General features: G+C 52.8%; 21 protein-coding genes and 1 pseudogene. 7 read left to right on the top strand and 15 right to left on the bottom strand.

Features of this window, described 5'->3' with window-relative positions; genetic code table 11:
• Window positions 1–12: 12 nt before the first annotated feature.
• Window positions 13–864 (top strand): ABC transporter permease, encoded by an 852-nt coding sequence (locus DHf2319_RS02885; protein WP_243479296.1) that lies wholly within the window; start codon window positions 13–15, stop codon window positions 862–864.
• A gap of 39 nt (window positions 865–903) precedes the next feature.
• On the opposite strand, the gene rssA is transcribed toward DHf2319_RS02885, so the two are convergent.
• Window positions 904–1,851: a patatin-like phospholipase RssA gene (rssA, locus tag DHf2319_RS02880; RefSeq protein WP_243479295.1), complete on the bottom strand. Its 948-nt coding sequence runs from the start codon at window positions 1,849–1,851 to the stop codon at window positions 904–906.
• A 212-nt stretch (window positions 1,852–2,063) separates the two neighbouring features.
• Here rssA and DHf2319_RS02875 point away from each other — a divergent pair, with 212 nt between their 5' ends.
• The gene (locus DHf2319_RS02875) at window positions 2,064–3,641 is read left to right on the top strand and encodes a gamma-glutamyltransferase (RefSeq protein ID WP_243479294.1); all 1,578 of its coding nucleotides are present in this window, start codon (window positions 2,064–2,066) and stop codon (window positions 3,639–3,641) included.
• Here the strand turns inward: DHf2319_RS02875 and DHf2319_RS02870 are convergent.
• The 4 genes from DHf2319_RS02870 to DHf2319_RS02855 form a co-directional block, all read right to left on the bottom strand.
• A complete protein-coding gene (locus DHf2319_RS02870) occupies window positions 3,632–4,066 on the bottom strand; it encodes a baeRF12 domain-containing protein (protein ID WP_243479293.1) in 435 nt (144 codons plus the stop codon). The genes DHf2319_RS02875 and DHf2319_RS02870 overlap by 10 nt on opposite strands.
• Before the next feature lie 84 nt (window positions 4,067–4,150).
• Window positions 4,151–5,275 (bottom strand): mechanosensitive ion channel family protein, encoded by a 1,125-nt coding sequence (locus tag DHf2319_RS02865; RefSeq protein WP_243479292.1) that lies wholly within the window; start codon window positions 5,273–5,275, stop codon window positions 4,151–4,153.
• A gap of 77 nt (window positions 5,276–5,352) precedes the next feature.
• Window positions 5,353–6,201 carry an ion transporter gene (locus tag DHf2319_RS02860; RefSeq protein WP_243479291.1) on the bottom strand — a complete coding sequence of 283 codons (849 nt, stop codon included), beginning with the start codon at window positions 6,199–6,201 and terminating at the stop codon, window positions 5,353–5,355.
• A 112-nt stretch (window positions 6,202–6,313) separates the two neighbouring features.
• Window positions 6,314–6,784 (bottom strand): CopD family protein, encoded by a 471-nt coding sequence (locus DHf2319_RS02855; protein ID WP_243479290.1) that lies wholly within the window; start codon window positions 6,782–6,784, stop codon window positions 6,314–6,316.
• Window positions 6,785–6,901: 117 nt separating this feature from the next.
• On the opposite strand from DHf2319_RS02855, the gene DHf2319_RS02850 reads away from it, so the two are divergent.
• Window positions 6,902–7,663, top strand: coding sequence for a 3-oxoacyl-ACP reductase (locus DHf2319_RS02850; RefSeq protein WP_243479289.1), 762 nt, complete (start codon window positions 6,902–6,904; stop codon window positions 7,661–7,663).
• A 12-nt stretch (window positions 7,664–7,675) separates the two neighbouring features.
• Here DHf2319_RS02850 and DHf2319_RS02845 read toward each other — a convergent pair whose 3' ends face one another.
• Complete coding sequence (locus DHf2319_RS02845) at window positions 7,676–8,317, bottom strand: phosphoribosyltransferase (RefSeq protein WP_243479288.1); 642 nt, start codon at window positions 8,315–8,317, stop codon at window positions 7,676–7,678.
• A gap of 64 nt (window positions 8,318–8,381) precedes the next feature.
• Between DHf2319_RS02845 and DHf2319_RS02840 the strand changes: the two genes are divergently transcribed.
• Window positions 8,382–9,401, top strand: coding sequence for a metal-dependent hydrolase (locus DHf2319_RS02840; RefSeq protein WP_243479287.1), 1,020 nt, complete (start codon window positions 8,382–8,384; stop codon window positions 9,399–9,401).
• A gap of 3 nt (window positions 9,402–9,404) precedes the next feature.
• On the opposite strand, the gene mepK is transcribed toward DHf2319_RS02840, so the two are convergent.
• The 3 genes and pseudogenes from mepK to DHf2319_RS02825 all read right to left on the bottom strand — a co-directional run.
• The gene (mepK, locus tag DHf2319_RS02835) at window positions 9,405–9,959 is read right to left on the bottom strand and encodes a peptidoglycan L,D-endopeptidase MepK (protein WP_369810211.1); all 555 of its coding nucleotides are present in this window, start codon (window positions 9,957–9,959) and stop codon (window positions 9,405–9,407) included.
• Window positions 9,960–10,002: 43 nt separating this feature from the next.
• Window positions 10,003–11,523, bottom strand: coding sequence for a L,D-transpeptidase family protein (locus DHf2319_RS02830; RefSeq protein WP_243479286.1), 1,521 nt, complete (start codon window positions 11,521–11,523; stop codon window positions 10,003–10,005).
• A 152-nt stretch (window positions 11,524–11,675) separates the two neighbouring features.
• Window positions 11,676–11,912 (bottom strand): annotated as a pseudogene (locus DHf2319_RS02825) (energy transducer TonB); the annotation flags it as partial.
• A gap of 50 nt (window positions 11,913–11,962) precedes the next feature.
• Between DHf2319_RS02825 and DHf2319_RS02820 the strand changes: the two are divergent.
• Complete coding sequence (locus DHf2319_RS02820; protein ID WP_243479284.1) at window positions 11,963–12,475, top strand: hypothetical protein; 513 nt, start codon at window positions 11,963–11,965, stop codon at window positions 12,473–12,475.
• Between the two features lie 398 nt (window positions 12,476–12,873).
• Here DHf2319_RS02820 and DHf2319_RS02815 read toward each other — a convergent pair whose 3' ends face one another.
• The 6 genes from DHf2319_RS02815 to DHf2319_RS13045 form a co-directional block, all read right to left on the bottom strand.
• The gene (locus tag DHf2319_RS02815; RefSeq protein ID WP_243479283.1) at window positions 12,874–13,920 is read right to left on the bottom strand and encodes an ABC transporter ATP-binding protein; all 1,047 of its coding nucleotides are present in this window, start codon (window positions 13,918–13,920) and stop codon (window positions 12,874–12,876) included.
• A complete protein-coding gene (locus tag DHf2319_RS02810) occupies window positions 13,917–14,888 on the bottom strand; it encodes an ABC transporter ATP-binding protein (RefSeq protein ID WP_243479282.1) in 972 nt (323 codons plus the stop codon). The genes DHf2319_RS02815 and DHf2319_RS02810 overlap by 4 nt, the downstream gene beginning before the upstream one ends.
• 7 nt (window positions 14,889–14,895) lie before the next feature.
• Entirely contained in the window at window positions 14,896–15,807 is a 912-nt protein-coding gene (locus DHf2319_RS02805; RefSeq protein WP_243479281.1) for an ABC transporter permease, read from the bottom strand.
• Complete coding sequence (locus DHf2319_RS02800; protein ID WP_243479280.1) at window positions 15,807–16,793, bottom strand: ABC transporter permease; 987 nt, start codon at window positions 16,791–16,793, stop codon at window positions 15,807–15,809. The genes DHf2319_RS02805 and DHf2319_RS02800 overlap by 1 nt, the downstream gene beginning before the upstream one ends.
• A gap of 48 nt (window positions 16,794–16,841) precedes the next feature.
• Window positions 16,842–18,416: an ABC transporter substrate-binding protein gene (locus tag DHf2319_RS02795; RefSeq protein WP_243479279.1), complete on the bottom strand. Its 1,575-nt coding sequence runs from the start codon at window positions 18,414–18,416 to the stop codon at window positions 16,842–16,844.
• Window positions 18,417–18,649: 233 nt separating this feature from the next.
• Complete coding sequence (locus DHf2319_RS13045; RefSeq protein WP_256462167.1) at window positions 18,650–18,778, bottom strand: hypothetical protein; 129 nt, start codon at window positions 18,776–18,778, stop codon at window positions 18,650–18,652.
• A 68-nt stretch (window positions 18,779–18,846) separates the two neighbouring features.
• Here DHf2319_RS13045 and uvrA point away from each other — a divergent pair, with 68 nt between their 5' ends.
• Together uvrA and DHf2319_RS02785 are read left to right on the top strand one after the other, a co-directional pair.
• Window positions 18,847–24,363 (top strand): excinuclease ABC subunit UvrA, encoded by a 5,517-nt coding sequence (gene uvrA, locus DHf2319_RS02790; RefSeq protein ID WP_243479278.1) that lies wholly within the window; start codon window positions 18,847–18,849, stop codon window positions 24,361–24,363.
• A 12-nt stretch (window positions 24,364–24,375) separates the two neighbouring features.
• A complete protein-coding gene (locus DHf2319_RS02785) occupies window positions 24,376–25,554 on the top strand; it encodes an MFS transporter (protein ID WP_243479277.1) in 1,179 nt (392 codons plus the stop codon).
• Window positions 25,555–25,569: the final 15 nt, after the last annotated feature.

Genomic DNA, 25,569 nt, shown 5'->3' with positions numbered 1-25,569 from the left:
GATTACTGATTCATGCAAAAGCTACCGGCATACTTCAACTTCTGGCACTACTTAGGGCACTACGGCTTAAAGACGGCGGCTTTTGCTGTTCTGCTTTTTCTGATGCTGCCGATTTTGATTATCATCCCACTGTCTTTCAATGCTGAGCCATACTTTACTTTCACCGAGGGCATGCTAGCACTTGACCCTGCGGCCTATTCCACTCGTTGGTATACGGAAATACTCACCGATTTGAAATGGACGCTGGCAATTCAGAATAGCTTCATCATTGGCATCGCCTCAGCCATCGTTGCCACCGTTCTCGGTACCATTGCTGCGGTTGGTTTGGCCTCGCCAGTCATGCCCTTTAAGCGCCTGATCACAGCTTTGTTGATTTCACCCATGATTGTGCCGCTCATCATCATTGCAGCCGGCATGTTCTTTTTTTACACGCGATTTAATCTGGTGGGCACATACACGGGACTCATCATCGCCCACGCTGCGCTGGGTGTGCCCTTTGTCATTATCACGGTCACAGCCACACTGGCTGGCTTTGATCGCTCCCTCTACAACGCAGCCGTCGGCATGGGGGCATCGCCTGCCAGAGCATTCTGGGATATCACCGTCCCGCTAATTCGCCCTGGTGTGATTTCTGGTGGGTTGTTTGCATTCGTCACCTCGTTTGATGAGGTGGTGGTTGTACTGTTTCTCGCCGGCCCAGAGCAACGCACCATTCCTCGACAAATGTTCTCAGGTCTTCGTGAGCAAATCAATCCCACCATTTTGGCGGTGGCGACATTGCTGATTTTATTGTCAGTGGCTCTGTTAATTACGCTGGAACTTTTACGCCGTCGCAATGAACGCATTCGTGGTGAACGGTTTTAGGCTTGGCTCAGACAATTCAATCGCGTGCGCGGATGTAGCTTAAAGCAACTCAGCTAGCTGATCCACTGCTCGTTCAACGGCTAGCCTACCCTCCTCAATTGCGACCTCGCCGCGATGGAAATCCATCAGCCCCAGATCTGCCAGCTTGGGTGCTATCACCAGATCTGGCGGTTCTCCAGCCATTCGGCTGCGTGTAATACGCACCTGCATGATGTTGATGCTAGAGGCGACCACATCAAACAGCGATGGTACAGGCGGGTTGTCTTTGTCGCTCCAGGATGGCCACTTCAGTGCCAATTTTCTGTGTAGTTGGTCCTGTAGTTGGTTGATCCAACTCCCCTGATCGCTATTCTCCTTAAGCGGGACCGCACGTTGTGTGACATCGTCGGAAATCGGCTCAAGTTCCTCGTCTTTTAAATGTCGTCCAATCAGGTCGGCATTTAAATCTACTGCAATCACCACATCAGCTCCCATGGCGCGCGCAAGCGATACCGGGACCGGATTGACCAAGCCACCGTCAACCAGTGTTTTGCCACGATAGTGCACAGGGGTCAGCAATCCTGGCAAAGCGAGCGATGCCCTGACAGCATCAGCCGTGGAGCCATCACGCAACCAAACTTCAGCACCCGAATGTAGATCGCAAGCAACCGCGGCAAACGGCAAAGGTAGGTTTTCTATTGGTCGATCAACAAAGGTCTTTTCAAAAAATCCCATCAGCTTCTCGCCTTTGATCAAACCGCCATTCAGACTGACATCCATGAAGGTCACAATGTCCATGACAGTTAAGCGCTTTATCCAGGCCTCAAACCGATCAAGCTCACCACTGGCGTGAGCTGCACCAACCAACGCACCGATCGATGTGCCGCACACAATATCGGGCTTGATACCCCGTTGTTCGAGCGCCCTGATAACCCCTACGTGTGCCCAGCCCCGGGCGGCACCACCGCCTAGGGCCAAAGCAAGCACTGGTTTAGCAGTCGCACCCATGAGTTTTACCTTCGAGCAGCCCGATCAGTTGGCACCAATTTAATGAATCCAGTGTATCGCATCCATTTTGCGAGGCGGTTTACCCAAGAAGGTCCTAACACTGCATGCCATGACGCCCTCTTCTGTGAGCGGGTCAAACACCGATCGCCGTAGAGCATCACTTTGCTCTAAGATGAAGCAAACCTATTAACCAATAGATAATCTACTGCACCATGCAAGACAATTTCTCCACTACCCAGCTCGTGACCAAACCAGGCGTGCAATCCGAGCATGGGGTCGTCGCCTCACAACACATTGGTGCTGCGCGCGTAGGTGCCAGCATCCTTGCAGACGGTGGTAATGCGGTAGATGCCGCCATTGCCACTTCTCTGGCACTCGGTGTGCTCGAGCCCTGGATGAGCGGATTAGCGGCGGGGGGCTGCATGATGGTCTGGCATGCTAAAACCCAGCGCTGCCAAGTCGTGAATTTCGGCATGCGCGCACCCGAAAGCCTAAATCCTGCAGACTACCCGCTCAGTGGCAAGGGAGTCGCTAGCGACCTATTTCCCTGGCAGCATGTGGTTGATGACCGTAATGTGATGGGTGCAACTGCGGTTGCGGTGCCTGGTCTTGTTGCGGGACTTGGGCTTGCACATGCCAGCTTTGCCACCAAGCACTGGGCTGACCTTGTCACACCAGCGGTCAACCTGGCACGACAAGGTATGCTCACAGACTGGTACTCCGCTTTGATGACGGGCGCTAACGCCAAATCACTGGCGAATGATCCCGATACCGCGCACTATTTTCTAGATGAAGGGAAATGGCCGATTGTCAGTGGCTGGACGGCCGTGGAACAGCGGCGACTTGACCAATCTGTGTTGGCGAATACGCTCGCCATCTTGCGTGATGATGGCCCCGAAGCTTTTTACAAGGGACGAATCGCCCGTGAGCTAGCCAAGGATATTCAAGCAAAAGGGGGATGCCTGAGTGAATCTGACCTAGCGTCCTATCAAGCTGAAATCGTCGAACCCACTCTTTGGTCTGACCCCTGGGGCACGCTGTATGCAGCACCTACCTTGACTGGCGGACCCACGCTGGTTAGAGCCATGTCACTGCTGTCAGATCAGGTCTTTAACGGTAACCGTCCCGATGCTGCGACTTACGTCAATATCGCCAATGCACTAACCCAGTCCTTCAGTGAGCGACTTACCAGCATGGGAGATCACGAATCAGCCGATGCACCGGGCTGCACTACGCACTTCAGTGTGGTTGATCGAGAGGGCAATATATGCTCTGTCACACAAACCTTGTTGTCAATTTTTGGGTCTCGCGTGACATCGCCATCAACCGGACTGTTATTGAACAACGGCATCATGTGGTTTGATCCTGAACCAGGCAAACCCAACTCGCTGGCACCTGGTAAACGATGTTTGACCAACTACAGCCCAGTGATTGGCACAACAGTCGATGGCAAACAATTTGGCGTAGGTGCATCTGGAGGCCGCAAGATTCTAGGTGCCGTTATGCAATTGTCGCTGTTCTTGATGCGACACGGGATGACCTTGTCTGAAGCGTTTCACCAACCGAGAATTGATATCAGTGGCGGCAAACAAATTCTGGCAGATCTCACGTTGCCCGACGAGGTAATTAATGAATTAAGGGCAGTGATGCCCACTAACCGTGCAAGACGTCATGTCTATCCATACGCCTATGCCTGCCCTGCCGGAGTCATGCACAACCACGCGATGAACTCCGGCTGCACGGAGATCTATTCGCCTTGGGGCGATGCCGTCGCAGCGGATCACAGTTGACGAAACAAGGCCTCTAGCTCGGGCATTGCAGTTTTGGTGTAGTCCTTGTCGATCTGCGTGCTAACTTTGGCCATCAACGAATCTGGCAAAACTTGCCTCAGCACACCTAGCGCCTGCGGCTCTGCCGCGAGAATCAGCTCATCGTAATGTGGCATCAGGGTTTCAGACATCGAAGCCACACCTTTCAAAAACTCAGTTTCGTTGTCTTCATGCTTGTCACGGTGTTCGTACGATGTCCGTCGCTCGGTCATGCCAACCTGGGTATGACCGGGTCGATCATTGCTTATGTCGCGGTCAGCCTCGTTAAAAAGTCCCATGGTATGTACCGGCTCAAGTGAGATCGTTTCACCCTTGGCGGTATTTCTAAAAAAGGTCGCGTTTTGTCCATCGGCGACAAGCAACAGAGTTCTCGATCCAATTCGCATTTCTCTCTCCTTGAAGTGACTAGTCAGTTCTTATTTACTTAACTTGCAAGCCTAGCTCAGGGTAGCGCTGTTGAAACTAGACCATCAGTTGGGTGGCACAAACGGCTCGGGTGCACCTTCAGGATGTTTTTCGATATAAATCGACTGGCTGGGAAAGGCAAATGAGCAACCCGCTCCCTCGACAATTTCCTTGACGCGGTATGCCAAATTTTCTTTATGCTCTAGCCACTCACCCCATACCGTAGTTTTGGTGAAGGTGTAGAGCATCAAATCAATCGACGAAGCATTAAAAGCGTCATAGCGGACGAACATTGACGCCGAAGGCGGCTGCACAAATGGTCCCGCAGTGCGCAGATACTCTTCGATTTGATCTCGGATGACCTTGAGCTGATCTAGCGTTGCCCGATACTCAAGGCCAATCTTCCAATAGATACGCCGATAGGTCATGGCCGTGAAATTGGTGACAGCCGCATCGGATAACTTCTGGTTTGGTACGTATACGGGGGCCTGATCAAACCGCCTGACCTTGGTGGAGCGAAACCCAATGTGCTCGACTGTGCCCTCGACCACCCCATCCACTAAAATCCAGTCGCCGTTTTTGAAACGCTTTTCAATCAGAATACACAGCCCGCCAATCAAATTACGAAACAGGTCCTGAGCACCGAGCGCAACGGCCACCCCAAACAAACCAAGGCCAGCCAGAATCGGACCAACCTGGATCCCCCAAATCTGCAAAATAGTGGCAGCGCCTAGAAAGATGACGCCCCACTTGATCCCTGTGATAAGCCACGCCACCATCTCACGGGTGATGATGGTCTCTAGTCGTTTTAACAAGACGCTGAGCGGTTCGATCGCATTAAACAGTGCCCAGAAGATGGCAAATGCGATAAGACTGCGTACAAGGTTGTCACCAAGCTCATCAAATTCGCCACGTAGCCCAAGGTATTGAAATGCAAAGAAAACACCTAAAGCCACGAACAACAGTTGCAGGGGGCCACCGATCGCATGACTGATCTGATCATCGATCGTGTTTTTTGTGCGCTTGGTCCAACGCTCAATCGCACCAATGATCACACGCCGAAACACGCCCCTGAATACATAAAAGGCCAATACGATCAAGAGCGCAACAATCGCATCACCCACCGAATAGCCCAAGACGCCCGAGTTCCAGACCTCCATGACAATGCGCCAGAAATCTGCAAACTGCATGGATATATCATTCATAAAGCCAGCTCACTAAACAGCATTAAAAACACTTTCAGTGTACCGAAGCAATGTGATCGCTGTCACCCCTGCTGCTGATCGCCATGTTTGGCGAGCGCCTGACGCAACTGCCGTATCTCTTCGTGAATTGACGCTAACTGCTCTTGCAAGTGCTGCTCGCGACGATCTGCCTCGTGAGCCTGTGCCTCACGTTCGGCTGCGTGATCCTGCTCGGCAAAGGTCTGCATGGCGTTGACAATAATGGCAATGAACAAGTTCAGAATCGTGAATGTCGCCACCAAAATAAACGGCACAAAAAACAACCACGCATAAGGGAACTCTTGCATCACCGGCCGTGAAATACCCATTGACCAACTCTCGAGCGTCATGACTTGAAACAGGGTGTAGAAAGACAAGCCGATCGACCCGAACCAGTCGGGGAATTTGTCACCAAATAAGTCTGTCGCGATGACTGCAAAAACGTAATAGATCAGCATCAACAACATGCCAATGGCACCCAAGCCCGGCAAAGCGCCTAACAATGCAGCCACCACACGCCGCATGGAAGGCACGATGGTCAGTACTCGAAGAACCCGAAGCACCCTCAATGCACGCAGCACGGCCAGCGGACCTGATGCTGGCACGAGTGCGATAGCAACCACCGTCAGGTCAAAAATGCTCCAAGGGTCTTTAAAGAAACGGCCACGCCAGACGTAAAGACGCAACAAGAGTTCTATGACAAATATAGCGAGACAAGCTTTATCCAGTACATAAAGCGTTGGCTGCCAGCTTGCCAGCGTTTCAGTCGCTGTCTGCATGCCCAGAACAATGGCGTTAAATAGAATGACCCCCAGAATAAAGTTGGTAAAGCGCGAGTCTTCTACCAACTTGAGGGCGTGCTCACGCGCTGACATCTTGGATATCGTGGACATGGGATTGCTCCGGCATCTTCGAATAACGAACGCCGCTAATCTAACCGAGTTTGAACCTTCTGGCAGCCATTGTCGAGCGAAATTGCCCTACCTGGCCCAAACAAAGCCCCTCTCAGAGACCCAACAGTGTCACCACGACAATCAGAATGCCCAACCCAAGATTGACAGATACCCATGTTCGAATCGAGCCAAGCGCAGTACCGGCCTTATCCCAAGTCGCAAATTGCACCGCATCGCGTAGCCGCTTAAACAGTGCAAAGCGGATGTGCATAAAAATAGCGACCATTAATGTCCCCAAGACCGCCATAATCCACCAGCTGATCGGCATTTGAAAGGACAAACCGGCTTGCACCGTTTCTTTAGCTATGCGGCCCATCATCCAATAGCCTGTGATCAATACCAGCAATGATGCAATTAAAACGACTTTAAAAAATCGTCCAAGCGCATCTTGCATCAGCCTTAGACGCGGCTCTGCATCTAGCTGTAAAGCCGCCGGCCTCAAGAACCAGTGGGCAAACATCATGCCACCAACCCAAAGAATGATGGATAGCACGTGAACAGTCTTAAGGATGTCGTAGAGCATGGGTCTCTCCAGGGTTGGGGGACGTTTTATAGTGAAACACGATCGTACGATAATCTAGTCACAATTGAGCAAAGCCCTGACAAGCAATCAGACTTTGAAACCATGTTGGAGAAGACATTGAAACTGAGTGAGCAAACAGTATTGGTGACCGGTGGCGCCCGTGGACTTGGCCGATCCATCAGTCGAGCACTCGCCCGTGAAGGCGCCAAGGTAGTCATTAACTATTACAAAAGCGGCGAGGCCGCCAAGGCACTTGCTATTGAGCTTGGTCAATCCGTGGTTGCGATACAGGCAGATATCACTGATCCGGCTGGGGTCGGTTTGATGTTCGAGCGAGCCAAACAGCATTTTGGTGGACCGATCACCTCCGTGGTCAACAACGCACTCGTTGAATTTCAATTCAATGGCGACGCCCGTAAAAAACTCGATCAAATTGCCTGGGCTGATTTTGAACAACAGTTAAGGGGCTCAATCGCTGGCGCGCTTAACACCATCCAGACTGCAGCACCGGCCATGAGGGCGCTCAGATTCGGTCGCATCGTTAATGTCGGCACCAACCTTTTCCAGAACCCAGTCGTACCCTATCATGACTACACTGCCGCTAAAGCTGCACTGCTATCACTGACTCGTACTGCAGCCCATGAGCTTGGGCCAGATGGCATCACCGTGAATATGCTTTCTGGCGGATTGTTGCGCACCACTGATGCTAGCGCCTCCACGCCCGATTTTGTCTTCGATCTGATTGCTGAACAAACGCCACTTCGTAGCGTCACAACGCCGGAGGAGTTTGCCGACGCGGTGTTGTTTTTTCTTTCACCCTGGAGCCGTGCAATCACGGGTCAGAACCTCATTGTTGATGGTGGCTTGGTCAAAGACTGAGACGATAGCGAACTACGCGTAATTTTGTTTTGCTTTTTGCCTAAGCAAGTCGAGAACATCATCATCTTCGACTTGCGCAAACTCACGATAACCCTGGCTAACGGCGTAAAACTCTTCAGGCTCATCCAAGCAAATAACTGCGTCTGCCACAGTCCGGGCGGCCGCAGTACTTTGTTTTGATCCGATGGGTACTGCACAAATCACTTTGCGTGCGCCTTGCTGCTTCAGGCCGTGAATCGCAGCCATCATTGTGGCTCCTGTGGCTAGACCATCATCGACCACTATCACAACACGGCCTTGGGGATTGATACGCGGGACTATGGCTTCATAGTCTGCCCGGCGCTTACGCATGACCGCCATCTGATGCTCTTTTTGTTGTTCGAGATACGCATCATCAATCCCAAGCCGATCCGCCATCTCAGACCGGTAAATCCAACCGGATTCGTCTACTGCACCAACTGCATACTCCGGGTTTCCTGGCGCACTTAATTTTTTGGCCAAAAGCACATCCCATTGAGCATTTAAATGGTCCGCAATACGGGCGGCCATCGGAACCGCCCCTCTGGCAATACCCAACACCAAAGGATGGTCATGTCTGTATCCGGTAAGCTTGCCGGCTAACTCGTCAGCAGCCTCTGTGCGGTCTTTGAACATTTAAGTCTCCCAATCGTCTAACCTTATTCTTCGATATCAATCTACCTGCATAGAAACAACATCAATGGATAGTGTGACCCAAATCACGCTCGGCGCAGCTGTGAGTGTCGCCGTCATGGGCAAGCGTGTTCCCGTGTGGCAATCAGCACTCTGGGGTGCGGCTGCTGGCACCACCCCTGACCTTGACGTCGTGGTGGACTTCGGTGATGCCATTCTCAACATGACGCGACACCGCGCCGAAAGTCATGCGCTACTATTCCTCACAATCGCAAGCCCAGTTTTTGCGGGGCTGGCAGCCTGGCTAGGTAAACGACCAGATCTTTTCAAACGCTGGCTACTGGCATTTTGGCTGGTTTTTATGACCCATGTCACAGTGGACTATCTCACGGTATATGGCACACAGCTGCTGCAGCCATTCACTGATTATCCATTCGGGCGCGGAAGTATCTTTATCATCGACCCACTTTACACACTGCCCTTATTGATTGGACTATTCGCCTGTTTAATGTCTAAATCTGAGAAACGTTTTAGATTCAACACGATTGGACTTACAATTAGCAGTATTTATTTGATATGGGGGCTAGGTGCACAACAATATGTCGAGTCGGTAGCAAGACAAAGCCTACCAACCACTGTTTCTTCAGAGTCGGATATTTTGGTGACCCCATCACCTCTGAATTCGATTCTATGGCGAGTAGTTGCAACTTCACCGACACATTATTACGAAGGCTGGTATTCGTTGCTCGATGAAGAACCCGTTGTCTACTGGACTGAACATGACCGCGGTGCGACCCTGATTGCCAAACACAGCGATCATCCGGGTATCGCCAGCATTCAGGCGTTTAGTCATGGATTTTTCCGGATGCGAGAACTCGATGGTGATGTTTACATCACCGACTTACGCATGGGATTCGAACCGGCTTATTTCTTTAACTTCAACATGGGCAAGCCTGATGAGAATGGCTCACTCGATCTTGAACGCCCGTCGATTCAGCAAGGTAACCGCCCAAATCTTGAGACGGGGCTACCCTGGCTTTGGCAACGACTGACCGGGCAAACAACTGAGCCACCACCGCAGAGTTAGGATTTAACTACCCCAAGCACGTACGTTACCTGTATCGATGTGGACAAACCCGTCTTTGGGGTAGTAGCCAACCCCTCCCACTTTCTGGGCGATGGCCGCATCGCGCAACTCTTTCAACGGCACACCCGGCAAACGCACGTCGATTGCCTTGCCATCCATATGCAGACTACGCTTGGCAACGCCACCACCGCGGCTAGTACGCAGATGCTCATTCGTTTCGGGGCTGCGGTAGCCAGAGATCACCTGAAACGGCCTCCGAACTCCGAGATCACGTCGAATTTGGTACATCAGGTCGTACAGCAAAGGATCCATAATGCCAACATCGCCTGAATAATGGTCACGCAAGAAATAGTTCAGCTTATCAAGCGCTGGGTTCAGATATTGGTCCTGAACCGCAAACACCAAGTCAATGTGCTCTGCAGTATGCAAATGACTCATGTGTATGTCTTTGCCCATACGGCCGATTGGATTGACAAGCTTGGCCAGCGCTGGCGCACTGACTACACTAGCAACCACGGCACCACCAAACCTCAAGAGACTACGGCGGTGTATTTTCATACGGTTTGTCATAACACACGCTTGCTTAACAAGTTACATCCACTTATTGTAGACCCTTGTACTGACTGAGTGCTTTGCGCAAAACCGCATCGTGGCCATATAAATCCGGATAAAAGAAGACAGTTCCATTTCTAGCCAACACCGTGCTGTAACCAATCAGAACTGGGATTGGATTCAATAGCCGAATGGTTTTAGATACCCCGGCATCCATGGCCTGCCGAATTCGTTCTTCAGTCCACTCAGGTTCATTGGCCAGCACAAACTTCGCTAGCTCAACAGGTTCCTCAACCCGAATACACCCATGGCTAAGATCTCTTCGATCACGGTCAAACAAGTGGGTTGACGGTGTGTGATGCAAGAATATGTTGTCATTGTTCGGGAAAATAAACTTAATCGCTCCCAGGGCGTTATGAGGGCCTGGGCGTTGACGAATTCGAAGTTGACCGCTCAGCACCGCCTGGATTTTTTCTGGGGTGACTCTTGTAGATACATGACCTGCGGAATCAACAAACTCCATCTGTTGCTTGTTCAAGTACTCGGGATCCTTGCGCAAGGCCGGAACCGTCTCACTACGAGCTATCGATGGCGGTACGTTCCAGTAGGGACTGAATTCAATAAAAAGCATATCCTCATCAAACACGGGCGTTCGATGGTTCAATGAACTCCCCACCACGACTCGCATTTCCAAGTCGACATGCACCGCACCGTCAGCATTGATTTCATAGGCATACAACATAAACCCCGGCAAATTAACTGCAATTAAGCGATCTCCCTGATGCAGCGGCGTCCATCTGAGACGCTCCATGGACAGCGCAATTTGTTCGGCGCGCGCGGCCGGCGTCACATTGATGGCCGCCAGGGTCTTAAGACCAACTACACCATCATCGGTGAGACCATGTCGACGCTGAAACGCTTTAACGCCCTCAACCAATGCTGGATCGTAAACTGTACTTGAAGCGGTTGACACCGGCAGGTCACCCAATGCAACCAGGCGTTCTCGTAACACACTCAAGGCTGGATAAGACTGGCCTGCCTCAAGCTTGCGACCAGCCGGTAAAGGCAAGTCGGTTTGCCAAGCACTATGCCCAGCAAGTGCCTGATATTGTGCCAACGCGCCTTGCAATGCGGGATAGAGCGGGAACTTTGGTCGCGCACGCTCAACCGCCAAACTGATATCGCCTGCGTCCAATGCACTTTGCAATTCGAGTCGTGCGTCATAAACCCTCGGAGCTGATCCATCAAACTGGTGATAAACCTCTCGCGCCGTGACTCGACCTAGCGCCAAGTCATTCAGATAGCGAATCATGGCAAGCGTTAGCCGACGCTCAAATGCAGTTTCTGCAATTGCATCGGGCTGTCCAGCGCTTTTAAGGGCTAACAACTCCGCCTGCAAATTCGATGCAAGGTAATTTTCAGGCTTAAGTCCGTCCTCATTCGAGGTTTGCAAAAGCCCTACCGCCTCTACAGCAACCGCATTCGGAATGCCGTTTGACAACCAGGCTGAATCAGGTTGTTGAGCGCTTGCTACCTTTACAAGGCCAGCGCAGAACAAACTGCACGACATAAGAAACCAACAAATAAACCGTCTGCGCATACCAGTCCTCATGGCATCATCTAGAAACAGAGTACCTTGTTTGGACAGCCATACACAACCTGGCATGAGAGCCACAAATCAATTTGGGGCATTCAGCCTAAGCAGCAGTCACAACAAACCATTTAACGCGCGTTCAATTTGAAACTGATCGGTATGTTGACCCATTGACTAATCGGCTTACCGTTATCCGTGGCAGGCTTAAACCGCCACTTTTTAACAGTGGCAACTGCCGCATCATCGAGTGACTTAAAGCCGCTGCTTTTTTGAAGTACGACTTTGCCACTGGTGCCATCCGGTAACACCTCAGCTCTAACAATCACAGTGCCTTCAGCCCTCTCACGAAACGCCGTGATCGGATACCGGGGTGGCGGGTTATTTAAATAGGCGGCATCAAAGCTTGCTGCACTCGATGCCTTGGCCGCAACGCTATCAGCAGAAGTCCCTCCGGCACCCTGTGTTCTGGGCGCAGGGCGCGGTGGCGGCGCAGGTTTGGGCGCAGCCGGGGGTGAAGCCCGCTGGGCGGGAGGAGGCGCCGGTGGCTTTGGCTCCGGCTCTGGCTCTGGCTCTGGCTCTGGCTCTGGCTCTGGCTCTGGCTCTGGCTCTGGCTCTGGCTCTGGCTCTGGCTCTGGCTCTGGCTCTGGCTCTGGCTCTGGCTCTGGCTCTGGCTCTGGCTCTGGCTCTGGCTCTGGCTCTGGCTCAGGCTCAGGCTCAGGCTCAGGCTCAGGCTCAGGCTCAGGCTCAGGTGCTGGTTCCGGTTCGGGTGGTGGAGTTGGAGGTGGAGGTTCGGGTGGTGGTTCCGGTTCGGGTGGTGGAGGTGGAGGTTCGGGTGGTGGCGGCGATTCAGGCTCGGGGGGCGGTGACGTCTCGATTGCACCGGGTGCCCGGTCAGCTACCCCCGAATCGATTAGCTCTTCTTGGGTAGGAGCAAAAGCAATAATCTCAACCTCGAATGTAGTTTGCTCAGTCTCCCAACGCAACTTCAGGAGTTCCACACCCACGATACTAAAGACGATGGCTAAGTGGATAAGTAACGCCGCCAACACGAAGGGCCAAACCTTCTTTGGTTTAGCTCGGTATTGTCGATAAGGCGGCGTCAAATCAGACAGTTGTTCCATTCAAGCCACTTGTTAAAACCCCAATCCCCCTCGCGCACCCTAAACGACGCGGTGAGTGCTGCGACTGACACAGCAAAAAATGGGCGAACGTTGCTGACCATCGCCACACACTAAATAACTTAGTTTTAAAGCATTGTATGGTGCTTGCGCAAACCTAGGATGGTCGCAACAACAATCTCACATGATCGTGTGGAGAGATTCGAGTCTAGTGGGATAACAGACCCGATCGCGGCAAGGCATCTGTCTCGAGGACCCAGCCTTGCTCGACAGCATGACATGCCACCTGGCTCTTGTCTGTGCGAAATAAACCGGGAACTGCCTGCTTACAAAGAGGTTGCGCGTGTGGGCAACGCGGATGAAAAGTACAACCGGACGGTGGATTTAAGGGGTTTGGTACTTCACCTGCCACCGGCGTTCGCGATTTGCCCTGGCCCTCAATGTCTGGAATTGCCGACAACAACATCTTCGTATAGGGGTGACGTGGATTGTTAAATAATTCCTCACGATCCGCGATTTCGACAATACGGCCGAGATACATTACACCCACCCGATCGGCCACATGATGCACGACTGCCAAATTGTGAGAAATGAATAGATACGTCAGCCCCAAATCGCGCTGCAAATCCTTCATGATGTTCAGAACCTGGGCCTGAACCGATACATCGAGCGCTGAAGTGGGTTCATCACAAACCAGGAACTCCGGTCGCACCGCGAGAGCACGTGCAATTGAAATACGCTGGCGCTGTCCACCCGAGAACTGATGTGGGTAGCGTGACTTGTCAGCCGGATCAAGGCCCACTTGTTTGAGCAACTCATCAACTCGGGCTTCCTGTTCGGCAATGCTCATCTTAGTGTGAGCTTTCAAAGGTTCAGCAATGATCCTGCCAACGCGCCAGCGTGGATTCAGACTCGCATAAGGATCCTGAAAAATCATCTGTAATCGACGTCGCAATGAAGGGCCTTTAGGGCCATTTAGCTCTGTGATCGATTCGCCATCTATAAAAATCTCACCTCTGGTCAGGGGATACAAACCAACGAGCAGCCTTGCCATGGTCGACTTGCCACACCCCGACTCACCGACGAGTGCCAGCGTTTCACCACGATTAATTGTGAACGAAACACCATCGACTGCTCGCAACATGGAACGTGGCTTGCCCGCCAGCACGCGCTCAAGCCATGGCGCTGAGACATCAAACCATCTCGCCGCGTCACGAACTTCAATCAGAGGTTTGGCTTGTCCTGAATCACTCATGCGACCTCCTTCTTACATAGCCAGCACGCTGCCTGAGATCTGCCGGCTGCCATCAAGTCGGGCCGTTCTTGTTTGCAAACGTCCATGACTTTGTCGCATCTGGGATGAAATGCACAGCCAGTCGGAATGGCATTTAACCGGGGCATACTGCCATCAATCTGAACCAGCCTATCGGCAGTGTGTGCAATCGACGGAATTGAACCCATCAGACCAGCTGTGTACGGGTGTCTAGGATCATGAATGACATCCCGGACCGAGCCTATTTCCACCACACGTCCCGCATACATGACGACCACTCGATTGGCGGTTTCGGCAATCACACCCATATCGTGGGTAATTAACATCACCGCCGCACCCTGCTCCTTGCATAGTCGCTTTAACAACTCAATGATTTGCGCTTGAATGGAGACATCGAGCGCTGTGGTTGGCTCGTCAGCGACGATCAATTTAGGCTCAGCTGCCAAAGCCAACGCAATCACCACGCGTTGACGCATGCCACCAGAGAACTGATGCGGATAGTGATCAATGCGCTCTTTGGCTGCAGGAATACCGGTGGCCTCCAGCAACTCGATGGCTCGAGTGCGCGCCTGACTAGCTGTTAACGATAGATGCGTCGTAATCGTCTCAACCAGTTGCTGACCAACCGTATAAAGCGGATTCAGCGAAGTCAGAGGATCCTGAAAAATAGCACCGATTTTTCTGCCGCGAATTCTCCTCATCTCATCGTCAGACAGTAGGTCTATACGCTGACCCTCGAGCCAAATCTCTCCGCCACAGACACGCCCCGGCGGTTCAAGCAAACCGATAATCGCAGCACCAGTCAATGACTTGCCAGCACCGGACTCCCCCACGACACCTACGACCTCACCAGCCTCAATCGAGAACGAGACGTCATCAAGCGCCTTAAGCACACCTCGTCGGGTGGGAAACTCCACACTAAGCTGCCGGATCTGTAGAACCTGGCTCATCACACCCTCAATTCAAGCGGGGATTCAGGGCATCGCGCATCCAGTCCCCTAATAAATTCACCGCCAGCACCAGCAACACCAGCGCAATGCCCGGGAAAATCGTGATCCACCACTCACCCGAGAATAAAAAATCATTACCAATACGAATCAACGTACCCAGCGATGGGGAAGTTGGCGGCACGCCTACCCCCAAAAATGACAAGGTCGCTTCCGTAATGATGGCTGTTGCCAAATGCACAGTCGCCAAAACCAGGACTGGACCTAGCACATTAGGAAGTACGTGCCGAAACATGATGACTGGTGACGAAATACCAATCACGCGAGCGGCCTGAACGTACTCCCGATTTTTTTCTACCATGGTCGAGCCACGAACCGTTCGGGCATACTGCGGCCAGCCAGCCAGTGCAATGGCAAATACCAGGACAGGAAATGCGATGATTTCATGCATTTCTCTGGGCACTACAGCACGAGCGACGCCATCAATCAATAGAGCAATCAAAATCGCCGGAAACGATAACTGCACATCAGCCACGCGCATGATGTACGCGTCGATTCGGCCACCGAGATAACCCGCGAGCAATCCGAGCACAATGCCTAGAAATACCGACAGCAGAACCGACGCCAAGCCAATTAGCAGCGACACCTGCATGCCATACATGATCGCTGACAACATGTCCCGACCCTGACTGTCCGTGCCCAGAACATGGACCATATCGCCACCGCTTTCCCAAGCGGGGGGCTTGAGCGCATCGAGCAGGTTTAAGGTGGCGAGATCAAACGGATTGTGCGGTGCCACCCAGGGTGCACCGAATGAGGCCACCATCAAAACCAGCAGCACCACCGTTGACACAATCGCAACCGGCGAATGGCGCCACGACCACGCGACATCACCGTCCCAGAATCGCTGCCAGGCATTCATCAATGGCCTCCAACTTTGCCGATGCCAGCCCGCAGGCGAGGATCCACCACGAAGTACAACAAATCAACGATTAAATTAATCACCACAAAAATTAAAGCAATCAAACACAGGTAAGCAGCCATCACAGGAATATCAACAAATTGCACCGCTTGAATGAATAATAGGCCCATGCCAGGCCACTGAAACACAGTTTCCGTCACGATGGCAAACGCAATGATGCCCCCGAGCTGCAAACCCGTGATGGTAATCACAGGAACCAACGTATTCTTTAGCGCATGCCCAAAATGGATAGCACGCTGCGTCAGGCCTCGTGCCCTGGCAAACTTGATATAGTCCGTGCGCAACACCTCCAGCATTTCAGAGCGCACCAGACGAAGCACCAAGGTCAATTGAAACAGCGACAATGTGATTGACGGCAAAATCAGGTGCTTCCAGCCGCTCGCCGTCAATAAGCCGGTTGACCACCACCCAATCTGGACAACTTCTCCACGGCCATAACTCGGTAGCCACCCTAGCTGAACAGAAAACACCAAAATCAACAAAATACCAATCAGAAACGTCGGTAGTGACACACCCACCAACGAAAACGCCAGCACAAAATTAGCCCCGAACCCCTTTCGATTGAGCGCTGTGTAAACACCCAAGGGCACACCCACCACCAGCGCAATCACGGCCGCAGCAAATGAAAGTTCGAGCGTCGCTGGCAAGCGCTCTAGCAACATGGTTGAGACTTTCTGACTCTGGCGCAGCGATATACCAAAGTCGCCTTGCGCGGCATTGATCAGAAAGTGATAGAACTGAACGATGGCTGGCTGATCCAGCCCCAACTGCTTGGTCAGGCGAATCCGGTCCTCGTCGGTGATGTCCTGACCGAGCATGATGGAGACGGGGTCACCGACATACTGGAACAGCAAGAAGGCAATGAGGCCAACCACCAGCATGACACCGGCAGCCTGTATCAGGCGTCGAACAATAAATGCAAGCATAGGGATCAGAGTGACGCAGCCAGAGTGGCTACGTCACTCACCAAGATATCAATCAATCACGACCCACTCGACCACCAGACGGTTGTCGGCGCGGTGCAGTGCATTGACGTTTTTCTTCATGGCCCAAGGAATGATCTGGTCATGCAAAGGAATATGGCCTACGTCCTCGGCATGCAAACGCAACGCCTCCTCAATCATCGCCGTGCGCTTGTCCTGATCGATTTCAACCTTGATCTGATCAATTAACTCATCTACCTTGGGGTTGGAATAGCCGCCATGGTTCCAGGACCCATCAGCGCCCTCACCCTTGGAGCGAACCAAAGCCTGCAAGCTGTAGAGCGCATCAAACGTTGGCACGCCCCAACCCAGCATGTAGACACTGGTGTCACGCTTCTGAATCTTGGGGAAGTAATTGGCACGCGGCATGGTGGTCAGCTTGGTTTTAATGCCAACCTTGGTCCACATGGCGGCAATCGCCTGGCAGATTGCCTCATCATTGATGTAACGGTTGTTGGGGCAATCAAGTGTGACTTCAAAGCCGTTGGGGTAACCAGCCTCGGCCAACAAGGCCTTGCTCTTGTTTGGGTCATAAGGCAAGCGCTGGGCAATTGAATCGGCGTATCCGTTAACCTGGGGCGAGATCATGGCGCCAGTCGGAATCGACTGACCCCGCATGACAGCACGCTTGATGGCGTCGATATCGATCGCCTGGTACATCGCTTGACGCACACGCTTGTCTTTTAACGGGTTTTTGCCCTTAACGTCGCTGTAGAGCAATTCGGGGCGCTCTTGGTCCATACCCAAGAAGATCGTGCGGTATTCGTTACCATCGAGCACTTTGACCTCTTGACGCAGGCGGTTCAAATCCTGCGCGGGTGGGTCCAACACAAAATCAAGTTCTCCCGACAGCAAAGCGGCTGTTCGGGTAGCATTTTGCTTGATCGGGGTGTAAATGATTTCGGTGACGTTGCCTTTCTTATTAGCCTTATTCCACCAGTTCGGGTTTTCGACATAGACGGTTTTAACGTCGACCTCACGGCTCTTGAGCATGTAAGGACCTGTACCGTTGGTATTGCGTGCGGCAAAGGTTTCTTCGTTTTCTTTAAAGTTTTGTGGGACGGTGACGTTGTTCTTTTCGGACCAGGCCTTGCTCATCATGCCAAGTACAGGCAATTGACGAAGCAGCACCGGGTTCGGGCCATCGGTGATGACGTCCACGGTCAGCGGATCAATGACTTTGACCTCTTTGACACCATTGACATAAGACTTGAAATTCGATGAAGGTGCGGCCGCACGCTCAAAGGTGAACTTCACATCCTCGGCCGTGAACGGCGTGCCATCATGAAACTTGACATCGGGGCGCAGCTTGAACCGCATGGTCGTGGGATCAATCTGCTCCCATGACAAAGCCAACGCTGGCTCGAGCTTGAAATCCTCGTCATAGCGAACCAGCGGCTCATAGACATATAGGTTGGCCGCAATATTGAGCCCCTCGTTCTGAGAGTGAGGGTCTAGGGTTAGGATGTCACCCTGGCTTGACCATTTGAATGTTTTTGTGATGCCAGTCATCGGTGCGACAACCAGGCAAGCTGCTAGCGCAGCCGCATAAAATGAACGACGCATGTTTTTTGCCCCTCATCAGTGATGGTTAGGTAAATAGTTTGTTCTTCTTTTACTTACCGGTCAAACAAACTTAGCGTGATGACGTTATAGCCAAAGGACAAATTGCACAATGGCATGAAACCCTTACTCTGGACTCACAAGCAAGCCCATCACCCTCGCGCACTTGCATGGGCAACAAAAAAGCCGGCAAAACCGGCTTTTTTGTTGCATCGCAGCAGGAAAGCAGGCGCAACTTAGACGCGCTTTACCTTTTCGAGCATTTTGAACACACCCTTGGGGGCGTTTACAAACAGTCGCTTAAAAGCCTTGCCCAAGCAACGGCGCTCAAGCGTGTTACGGCGCACACGTTTACGTTCAGACATGAGAATTCTCCCTACAGAAGACCGCTATAGTACTCCATTTGTGGCTAATTCTGCGACTGGTTACTCCCATGAAACCCTCCATCGACCTTTTCGGGGCCCGACAAAACAACCTTAAAAACCTTGACGTGAGCTTCAAGACTGGGGAATTAACGGTCATCACTGGCGTCTCAGGCTCGGGCAAGAGCTCGCTAGCCTTCGATACGCTATATGCCGAGGGTCAACGCCGCTACGTCGAGACATTCTCACCGTATGCGCGCCAATTCCTCGATCGAATGGACAAGCCACAGGTCGATCGCATCGAAGGCATCTTGCCAGCCATTGCGATTGACCAAACCAACCCGGTTCGCAACTCGCGCAGCACGGTGGGCACCATGACCGAGGTGAATGATCACCTCAAACTACTGTTTGCCAGAGGAGCCACATTACATTGCCGTGGCTGCGGCAAACCCGTGCACCGCGACAACCCGCAGACCATCAGCCGTACCTTACACGAACGCTGCAAGGACCTAAGTGACCCACGACTAGTCATCACCTTTGAAATACAAATTCCAGCCAACTTCACCGCTGACGAAGTCAGCAATTTTCTGGAGGGCCAGGGCTACACCCGCATCCATGGTGAGCCCAGGGCATCAAGCACCAAAGAACAGTCAGTGATCGACGTCGTGCAGGACAGGTTTCGCTGGTCAAGCGTCGAACCTGAACGCCTGGCTGAAGCGCTTGATCAGGCTTTGCGCATGGGTCAAGGCCTGGTATCAATCCACGCCTTGGCCGATGACGGCACTGAGACTGCCCGTTGGCGTTTTAGCAACAAGCTGCATTGCGCCGATTGTGATCTGTCTTACCAACCTGCCTTGCCGAGCACCTTCTCATTTAACTCACCCCTTGGCGCATGTGAAACCTGCCGCGGCTTTGGCCGCGTGATCGGCATTGACTTGGGTCTGGTCATACCCGATGAGAGCAAGACGCTTGCCGACGGTGCGATCAAACCCTGGCAAACCCCGAGCTTTAAAGAATGCCAAGATGATCTAGAAAAGTTTGCCAAACGTGCCAATGTATCGTTAAACACCGCCTGGCGCGATCTGCCACCAGAACACCAGGAATGGGTACTTGATGGTGACCCGCTGTGGAAGGGCGGACGAAACGCCTGGCAAACCCAGTGGTATGGCGTACATCGATTCTTCGAGTGGCTAGAAACCAAGGCCTACAAAATGCACGTGCGTGTGTTGCTATCCAAATATCGCAGCTACACCACCTGTCCAGCCTGCCACGGGACCCGTCTAAAACCGGATGCACTGCTGTGGAAGGTCGACGGCCGCGACATTCACGAACTCATGTGTATGCCTATCAGTGATCTACAGGCATGGTTCAAGACACTGAAGTTTGATAGTGCGGTGATGGACACCGCCATGGAATTGGTGTTGCAAGAGCTTAACGCGCGCCTTAAATTCGTTTGCGATGTTGGTCTGGGTTATCTGACACTTGACCGTCAGAGCCGCACACTGTCGGGCGGTGAGGTTCAACGCATCAACCTCACCACAGCGCTTGGCACTTCATTGGTCAACACCTTGTTTGTGCTCGATGAACCATCCATCGGCTTACATCCTCGTGACATGAACCGTGTGGTTGAAGTCATGCATCGACTGCGGTCAGCTGGCAATACCTTGGTGGTGGTCGAACATGACCCCCAAGTCATGGTGGCCGCTGACCGCATTATTGATATCGGTCCAGGCCCGGGCGAGCGTGGTGGGCAAATTGTGTTTGATGGTACACCTGAGCAACTGCGACGCGCCAATACCCTAACCGGCCAGTACATGAGTGGTAGCAAGCACGTTGAGGCTCCGCGCGCCATGCCGGTAGCCAACAACACACCGAGACTTTTGCTTGAAGGCGTCACGGCCAATAATTTGAAAAATATCGATTTATCTTTGCCTTTGGGACGTCTCGTGTGTCTGACTGGCGTCTCTGGCTCAGGCAAATCCACTCTCGTACAGAACGTGCTTTACCCGGCTTTGCTCAAACTCATGGGTAAGCCTACTGAGGCACCCGGCGCGCACAAACATCTGCTCGGGCACGAGCAGTTGGCCGAGGTGGTGATGGTTGATCAGTCGCCCATCGGCAAGACGGCACGCTCGAACCCGGCAAGCTATGTCGGCGCCTTTGATGCTATTCGCAAACTATTCGCACAAGCCCCTCTAGCCCGTGAACGCAGTTACACCGCGGGTACTTTTAGTTTCAATAGCGGTGACGGCCGCTGCCCAACTTGCGGTGGCACCGGGTTTGAACACGTGGAAATGCAATTTCTCTCCGACGTTTACCTGCGTTGCCCAGATTGTGACGGCAAGCGTTTTCGTCCCGAGATACGCGAGGTGCAAATCGAGCATCTGGGCAATCGGGCCTCGATTGATGAAGTTCTAGAAATGACCGTATCCGAAGCCTTGGATTTTTTTCAAGGGCTACGTGATGTGCAGATTGCCCTCGCACCACTTGCTGATGTGGGGTTGGAGTACGTAAAACTCGGACAACCTGTGCCAACACTATCGGGCGGGGAGGCACAACGACTCAAGCTCGCCGGTCATCTGGCTGAGGCTGCGCGCACTGGTGCATCAAACAAGCTCGCTCGTAAAGGCAGCCTATTCCTTTTCGATGAACCTACCACTGGCTTGCACTTTGATGATGTCGCCCGACTGATGCGTGCATTCCGCAAACTGCTCGGTGCTGGCCACTCGCTATTAATCATCGAACATAATCTCGATGTGATTCGCGCAGCGGACTGGGTCATTGACCTTGGCCCTGAGGCCGGCGCCGACGGCGGGCAGATTGTCGCAGCCGGTACGCCGATACAAGTCATGGCGGTCGAATCGTCGCATACGGGCCAAGCCCTGCGTGACTACGAAAGCCAAATGTCTGGCGAACCGGGTGATACTGACATTGGGCGGCCACTACAACAGGTACTGCGCGAACCAGTCCACCTGGCCAAACAGATTGAAATCCTGCATGCACGCGAGCACAACCTGCAGAACATTTCCGTGCAAATCCCGCACGGCAAGTTCACGGTCATTACTGGTGTCTCTGGTTCGGGTAAATCAACGCTGGCGTTTGACATACTCTTTAATGAAGGCCAACGCAGATATCTAGAGTCCCTCAATGCGTATGCGCGTGCGATCGTTCAGCCTGCTGGCAAACCCGATGTTGATGCCATCTACGGGATTGCGCCAACGGTGGCGATTGAACAACGCACCAGCCGAGGCGGACGTAAGTCAACCGTGGCTACCATGACAGAAATCCATCATTTCCTGCGCCTGCTCTACATGAAGCTAGGTACTCAGCACTGTCCGGACTGTGGTGTAAGCGTGGAGCCGCAAACAGCCGAGCAGATTGCGGCTCGCATTGTGAGAGATCACGCCGACACACACATTGGCATCATGTCAACGCTCGTCAGCGCCCGCAAGGGGTACTACACCGATCTGGCCAAGTGGGCCAGCGGCAAAGGCTATACCCACCTGCGCGTTGATGGCGAGTTTATCCCCACCAACAATTGGCCACGGCTTGATCGCTACAAAGAACACACCATCGAGCTGCCGGTGGCTGATTTTGTGGTGGATAAAGCCAATGAAGCACAGCTGCGTGAGACGATTGAAACGGCTCTGCATCATGGCCAAGGCACGTTAAGTGTCATCTGGCCGCTTGATGCGATTAAGAACGACATAAATGCGCCACTGTCGCAGCAACACTTCTCGACCAAGCGGGCTTGTCCGGGTTGCGGCATGAGTTTCCCCGAACCCGATCCAAGGCTCTTCTCATATAACTCCAAGCATGGCTGGTGCACAAGTTGCTACGGCACGGGCTTGAAGCTCGCAGGCTTTGATGCCGAGCAAAGCGGCGAGGAAACGGCATGGAACGCCTGGTATGAAGGCGAGACACCCACGTGCGAGAGTTGCCACGGCACGCGATTAAACCCTATTGCGCGAGCCGTGATCTGGCGTGACCGCTCGATCGCCGAACTGGCAGCTTTACCGATATCTGAAGCGCATACCTTCTTTACTGGCCTGGTCACCAAAGGCCGCGAAGCCGAGATTGCCCGCGACATCTTGCAAGAGGTCAGATCCCGGCTCGATTTTCTGCGTGAAGTGGGATTGAGTTATTTGACGCTTGATCGTGCCGCCCCAACTCTCTCGGGTGGCGAAGCACAGCGCATCCGACTCGCCGCTCAGCTCGGATCCAATCTGCAAGGTGTCTGTTACGTACTCGACGAGCCAACCATAGGCTTACACCCACGTGACAACCAGATCTTGCTAAACGCACTGACCAAACTCGAAGGCAATGGCAACACATTGGTGGTAGTCGAACATGACGATGAAACGATACGTCGCGCCCAACACATCATTGATATCGGCCCAGGTGCAGGTGTCAGAGGCGGTCGGGTCGTTGGACACGGCAACTTACAAGCGATTATGGAAAATCCTGAATCGGTAACTGGCAAATATCTTAAAGAACCACTCAAACATCCCATACAAGCTCGCCGTGTCGTGGACAAATCAGTCGATCGTCTCAAAATTCGGGGAGCCCGACTGCACAATCTGAAACTGGTCGATGCCGACATTCCAATCGGGCGCCTGACGGTGGTGACTGGGGTGTCTGGTTCTGGCAAATCCACCTTTGCTCGCGAAGTTCTACTAGAGAACATGGCCGCAGCCGTCAGTTCAGGGCAACCTGACCAGTGGTTTGGCTGCGAGAGTATTGAAGGCTGGCAGGCCGTTGACCGAGTGCTAGAAGTTGACCAAACGCCCATCGGTAAAACCCCACGCTCGTGCCCTGCCACCTACATCGGCTTTTGGGACGATATCCGCAAGCAGTTCGCTGACACACAGGAAGCACGTATGCGCGGCTGGAAAACCAATCGGTTTTCATTCAATACGGGTGATGGTCGCTGCCCGATCTGTGAAGGCCAAGGCATGAGGACAGTGGAGATGAGTTTTTTACCTGATGTCAAAGTGCCTTGTGATGCTTGCAACGGCGATCGCTTTAACGCTGACACCTTGTCGGCCCGCCTGCGTGGTAAACATGTGGGTGAAGTGCTCGCCATGGAGGTTGATGATGCTGTTGAATTCTTTGCGGCACACCCTAAGGTCGCCCATCCACTAAAACTGATGCAAGACGTCGGCCTTGGCTACCTGACCTTGGGACAACCGTCACCGACGCTGTCGGGCGGTGAAGCGCAGCGTATCAAGCTCGTGACTGAACTGGCCAAGGCCAGAGTCACCGAAGGCATCATCAAAACCGGACGTGCTTCACGCTTACCACATACCCTCTATGTTCTAGATGAACCAACGGTCGGCCTGTCCATGGCAGATGTGGAAAAGCTCATCAGCGTTCTACATCGCCTGACCGATGCTGGCAATACGGTTGTGGTTATTGAGCATAATCTTGATGTGATTGCAGAAGCTGATTGGGTGGTAGATCTAGGCCCGGAAGGTGGATCTCAAGGCGGACGGTTAGTCGCTCAAGGGTCGCCGGAAGACTTGTTGAAGCACCACTTAAAGCAGTCACATACAGCAGTAGCCTTAAAACCTTTACTGCAAAGGTAACGGAGTTCAATCATGCTCGCCCCCTTGCTCGGATTGGGACAAATTTGCGCCTGGGGGTCGCTCTATTACAGCTTTCCGTTAATTGTGTTGCGCATGGAAGCCGAGCTCGGTTGGAGCAAATCGGAACTTTATGCTGGAGCTACGATTGGCCTAGCGATGACCGCACTATTGAGCTATCCGGTCGGCGTGGGTATTGACCGGGGTCATGGCAAGTGGATCATGGCGGGCGCATCATTTGCTGCGATGATTGTCATGGCTTGGTGGTCCATCACTGACAGCTTGCTGGCTTTTTACTTTATTTGTGCTCTAAGCGGTGCCATTCAGGCAGCCGTTCTGTACGAACCTGCATTTGCTGTATTCGCCAGACATGTTGGTGCGCGTAATGCACGTGCTGGCATTACCCACATCACACTTTGGGGTGGTTTTGCGAGTACCGTATTTATTCCCGTCACTGAGCTGTTAATTAATGCGGTCGATTGGCGTAACACACTGCTGTGGTTGGGTGCTGTCAATTTCATCTACGGTTTGCTTTATCTCTGGTTGATTCGGCCACAAACCGATCTTGATCATGCGCATACCGGCGAACAAAAGCTTGCGGACATCTCACGTGATCGCCAGATTGTGCGTGAGAACTTAGGTAGCAGTTTGTTCTGGCTGATATTAGGATCTCTAACCATCTACGCCGGGATGTTCTCCGCATTCACCTTTCATATGTATCCTCTGCTTCAGGAAGACGGTTTAAGTGAACGCGATGTGGTTCTGGCCATTGCCATTATTGGACCAGCGCAAGTTTTAGGTCGCTATCTCGTGACTATTTATGCGCCCGGCGTACCTTTACGTTGGCTCGGGTCTGTCATGGTAGCGGTGTTTCCGGTCGCATTTGCATTACTCATCCAAGCCAACCCCGGGTTTTGGTTGGTTGCTGTGGTCTTTGCTGCCTACGGTATGGCCAACGGTATTTTTACAATCGTCAGAAGTTTTGTGGTGCCGGAGATGTTAAGCCCACATGCATATGGAGCCTTAAATGGCATTATCACGATTGCAGCAACTGCCGCTCGGGCGGCTGCACCACTGGCAGCCGCTTGGCTGTGGACGGTCAATCAGTCTTATGGACTAGTTATGTGGGCAATCGTGGGGGCTAGCCTATTACTCGCAGCAGGGTTCTGGACAGCCGCCTGGCGCACACGCTAGGAGCCGAGCTACCAG

It is taken from the genome of Orrella daihaiensis, from assembly GCF_022811525.1.
Classification (GTDB): Bacteria; Pseudomonadota; Gammaproteobacteria; order Burkholderiales; family Burkholderiaceae_B; genus Algicoccus; species Algicoccus daihaiensis.
This window is presented reverse-complemented; position numbering and strand designations above follow the sequence as displayed.

Bases quoted from the DNA above. Each gene is read 5' to 3' on its own strand.
- DHf2319_RS02805 (WP_243479281.1), bottom strand. From the start codon at position 15,807: ATGAATGCCTGGCAGCGATTCTGGGACGGTGATGTCGCGTGGTCGTGG.
- DHf2319_RS02810 (WP_243479282.1), bottom strand. From the start codon at position 14,888: ATGAGCCAGGTTCTACAGATCCGGCAGCTTAGTGTGGAGTTTCCCACC.
- DHf2319_RS02855 (WP_243479290.1), bottom strand. From the start codon at position 6,784: ATGCTCTACGACATCCTTAAGACTGTTCACGTGCTATCCATCATTCTT.
- DHf2319_RS02795 (WP_243479279.1), bottom strand. From the start codon at position 18,416: ATGCGTCGTTCATTTTATGCGGCTGCGCTAGCAGCTTGCCTGGTTGTC.
- DHf2319_RS02875 (WP_243479294.1), top strand. From the start codon at position 2,064: ATGCAAGACAATTTCTCCACTACCCAGCTCGTGACCAAACCAGGCGTG.
- DHf2319_RS02870 (WP_243479293.1), bottom strand. From the start codon at position 4,066: ATGCGAATTGGATCGAGAACTCTGTTGCTTGTCGCCGATGGACAAAAC.
- DHf2319_RS02865 (WP_243479292.1), bottom strand. From the start codon at position 5,275: ATGCAGTTTGCAGATTTCTGGCGCATTGTCATGGAGGTCTGGAACTCG.
- DHf2319_RS02830 (WP_243479286.1), bottom strand. From the start codon at position 11,523: ATGTCGTGCAGTTTGTTCTGCGCTGGCCTTGTAAAGGTAGCAAGCGCT.
- rssA (WP_243479295.1), bottom strand. From the start codon at position 1,851: ATGGGTGCGACTGCTAAACCAGTGCTTGCTTTGGCCCTAGGCGGTGGT.
- DHf2319_RS02885 (WP_243479296.1), top strand. From the start codon at position 13: ATGCAAAAGCTACCGGCATACTTCAACTTCTGGCACTACTTAGGGCAC.
- uvrA (WP_243479278.1), top strand. From the start codon at position 18,847: ATGAAACCCTCCATCGACCTTTTCGGGGCCCGACAAAACAACCTTAAA.
- DHf2319_RS02840 (WP_243479287.1), top strand. From the start codon at position 8,382: ATGGATAGTGTGACCCAAATCACGCTCGGCGCAGCTGTGAGTGTCGCC.
- mepK (WP_369810211.1), bottom strand. From the start codon at position 9,959: ATGAAAATACACCGCCGTAGTCTCTTGAGGTTTGGTGGTGCCGTGGTT.
- DHf2319_RS02815 (WP_243479283.1), bottom strand. From the start codon at position 13,920: ATGAGTGATTCAGGACAAGCCAAACCTCTGATTGAAGTTCGTGACGCG.
- DHf2319_RS02800 (WP_243479280.1), bottom strand. From the start codon at position 16,793: ATGCTTGCATTTATTGTTCGACGCCTGATACAGGCTGCCGGTGTCATG.
- DHf2319_RS02820 (WP_243479284.1), top strand. From the start codon at position 11,963: ATGCCTTGGCCGCAACGCTATCAGCAGAAGTCCCTCCGGCACCCTGTG.
- DHf2319_RS02860 (WP_243479291.1), bottom strand. From the start codon at position 6,201: ATGTCCACGATATCCAAGATGTCAGCGCGTGAGCACGCCCTCAAGTTG.
- DHf2319_RS02785 (WP_243479277.1), top strand. From the start codon at position 24,376: ATGCTCGCCCCCTTGCTCGGATTGGGACAAATTTGCGCCTGGGGGTCG.
- DHf2319_RS13045 (WP_256462167.1), bottom strand. From the start codon at position 18,778: ATGTCTGAACGTAAACGTGTGCGCCGTAACACGCTTGAGCGCCGTTGC.
- DHf2319_RS02845 (WP_243479288.1), bottom strand. From the start codon at position 8,317: ATGTTCAAAGACCGCACAGAGGCTGCTGACGAGTTAGCCGGCAAGCTT.